The sequence below is a fragment of the Sulfitobacter sp. HI0129 genome (assembly GCF_001635395.1).
Classification (GTDB): Bacteria; Pseudomonadota; Alphaproteobacteria; order Rhodobacterales; family Rhodobacteraceae; genus Sulfitobacter.
The window spans coordinates 1-1,851 of the sequence record NZ_LWGH01000651.1; the positions used below are offsets into that span (position 1 = coordinate 1).

Here is a 1,851-nt window from a genome sequence, read left to right on the forward strand (position 1 = left end):
CAGCGCCAGCGGCATCCGCCGCATCGAGGCGTTGACCGGCGAAGCCGCCCTTGGCTGGCTGCGCCAGCAGGAAGCAGCCCTGTCCCGCGTCGCGTCGGAGCTGAAAACATCCCCGGCTGACGTGCCGGAGCGGGTGCGCGCCCTGCTGGACGAACGTCGCGCGCTGGCCAACGAGGTGGCGCAATTGCGCCGCGAACTGGCCATGGGGGCCACGAACAGCGACAAAGGCCCCGATCTGCGCGAGATCGATGGCGTTCCCTTCATGGCGCGCAAGCTTACCGGGGTGACAGGCCGTGATCTGCCCGCTCTGGTGGACGAACATAAAAAACAACTTGACAGCGGCGTCGTCCTGCTGATCGCCGATGCCGACGGCAAGGCGGCAATCGCCGCCGGGGTCACCGACGATCTGACCGGCAAATATTCCGCAGTCGACATCGTCCGCACCGCTGTCGAAAAACTCGGCGGCAAGGGGGGCGGCGGCCGGGCGGACATGGCGCAGGGCGGCGCGAAAGACGCCGCCAACGCCGATGAGGCCATCGCCGCCGTCGAAACATTACTGAAAGGATAGCACATGCCCGCACTCTGGATCGCCCATGTGACCGTGACGGATGAAGAGGCCTACAAGAAATACGCCGCCGGTGCCACGCGCGCCATCGCCGAACACGGCGGCAAGTTCATCGCCCGCGGGGGCCGCTTCGTCCAGCTTGAAGGGCGCGAGCGTCCGCGCAACGTGGTGGCCCGTTTTCCAGACGTCGAAACGGCTGAGGCCTGCTATCGCTCAGATGCCTATCAGGCAGCGCTCGAACATGCGCGCGGCGCGTCGGAGCGCGAACTGCTCATCGTCGAAACCGACGAATAGCAGCCCGCTTCTTCCAAATGGCTTGAAATCCCGGGGTCCGGGGCTGGCCCCGGTCCCGCGCTCTCAGCCCGCCTTTGCCATTCGCTTGCGCTCATGCGGGTCCAGATACCGCTTGCGCAGCCGGATTGCGTTGGGCGTGACCTCGACCAGTTCATCGTCGTCAATATAGGCAATCGCTTCTTCGAGGCTCAGCGTGATCGGCGTTGTCAGGCGAACCGCATCGTCGGTACCGGAGGCGCGGACGTTGGTCAGCTTCTTACCCTTGAGCGGGTTCACCTCAAGATCATTGTCCCTGCTGTGCTCGCCGATGATCATGCCCGTGTAGACGTCCGCCTGCGCGCCGATCATCATGCGCCCACGCTCTTCGAGGTTCCACAGCGCATAGGCCACCGAGGTTCCGTTCTCCATGGAGATCAGGACACCCGCGCGGCGGCCGGGGATCGGCCCCTTGTGCGGGGCCCAGCCGTGAAAGACGCGGTTGAGGACGCCGGTGCCGCGGGTATCGGTCAGGAACTCGCCGTGGTAGCCGATCAGCCCGCGTGACGGCACATGGGCCACGATGCGGGTCTTGCCGGCGCCGGCGGGCTTCATCTCCACGAGTTCGCCCTTGCGCGCCCCGGTGATCTTTTCGATGACCGCGCCGGAATATTCGTCGTCCACGTCGATCGTCGCTTCCTCGATGGGCTCCAGCCGCTCGCCGTTCTCGCCTTCACGGAACAGAACCTGCGGGCGGGAGATCGAGAGTTCGAAGCCTTCGCGGCGCATGTTCTCGATCAGAACGCCCATCTGCAACTCGCCCCGGCCCGCGACTTCGAAGGCTTCGCCGCCCGGAGTATCGGATACCTTGATCGCGACGTTCGATTCCGCTTCCTTCAAGAGGCGCTCGCGGATCACCCGGGACTGGACCTTCTTGCCGTCCCGCCCGGCCAGCGGGGAATCGTTGATGCCGAAGGTCACGGTGATGGTGGGCGGATCGATGGGCTGGGAGGGCA

2 protein-coding genes and 1 pseudogene are annotated in these 1,851 nt (G+C 65.5%); 2 read left to right on the plus strand and 1 reads right to left on the minus strand.

All coding sequences use genetic code 11. The features are described 5' to 3' along the window. Together A3764_RS16770 and A3764_RS16775 are read left to right on the plus strand one after the other, a co-directional pair. Window positions 1-568 (plus strand): DHHA1 domain-containing protein (locus A3764_RS16770; RefSeq protein ID WP_236628224.1); only part of this gene is annotated, 568 nt, incomplete at its 5' end. Between the two features lie 3 nt (window positions 569-571). Further along, on the plus strand, window positions 572-859 hold the full coding sequence (locus A3764_RS16775) for a DUF1330 domain-containing protein (protein ID WP_067923933.1): 288 nt from the start codon (window positions 572-574) through the stop codon (window positions 857-859). 63 nt (window positions 860-922) lie between these two features. On the opposite strand, the pseudogene A3764_RS16780 reads toward A3764_RS16775, so the two are convergent. Further along, a pseudogene (locus A3764_RS16780) lies at window positions 923-1,851 on the minus strand (translational GTPase TypA); the annotation flags it as partial.

What these genes read in the sequence shown, in the direction of transcription:
- A3764_RS16775 (WP_067923933.1), top strand. Translation starts at nt 572, where the DNA reads ATGCCCGCACTCTGGATCGCCCATGTGACCGTGACGGATGAAGAGGCC.